Source organism: Psychrobacter sp. 1U2 (assembly GCF_051847575.1).
Genome location: NZ_JBPYDC010001507.1, coordinates 1 through 586 on the forward strand (window position 1 = coordinate 1; position 586 = coordinate 586).

At 43.9% G+C, this 586-nt stretch carries 1 protein-coding gene; it reads right to left on the reverse strand.

Annotated elements, in window-relative coordinates; all coding sequences use genetic code 11:
* Positions 1-515 (reverse strand): NAD(P)-binding protein (locus ACS8FD_RS22880; RefSeq protein WP_439277546.1); only part of this gene is annotated, 515 nt, incomplete at its 3' end.
* Positions 516-586 lie beyond the last annotated feature (71 nt).

The window sequence follows — 586 nt, forward strand, 5'->3', positions numbered from 1 at the left end:
TGTGTCTGGCTAAGTGGTGCGACGCGAGTTTTAAAGTTAATAGTCGTATGCTGTAACTCATCAGCCAACGCGCGCCCCCAACTGGTCATTTTAGGGGTGCTAATATAACGCGCATGAGTGGTGTCCCATTGCTCTTTTTTTTGAATATTAGGAGACTGATCGGTATTATTGGCTGGCGTCAAATTTACTACTTCTGCACACCAAGGCTGCAATAATCCAGTATTTAACCACGGCTGAATAAACTGCGAAAAGCTATCCGACTTAGCCGTAAAGAACTGTGCGCCAAATGCCCATTGCCAGTTTTGATTGGTCCTACTATCGGTACGATAGCGTGTGGCTAAGCGACCAACGCTACGTGATTTTTCAAAAATAGTCACGTGCAGCATTGATGCATTATTCAATGGTTTATTTTGTCGCTTAATAAAAGCGCGTTCCAACAAAGTCGCTGTCAATAAACCCGTCAATCCAGCTCCGATAATGGCTATTTTCGGCGCAGTATTTAGGTCAGTGTTCAAGGTTGTCTGTTTGTCGTTATTAGTCTGTTTTGCATGGTTGCTAATGGATGGCGAAGAATGGTCAGTCATGA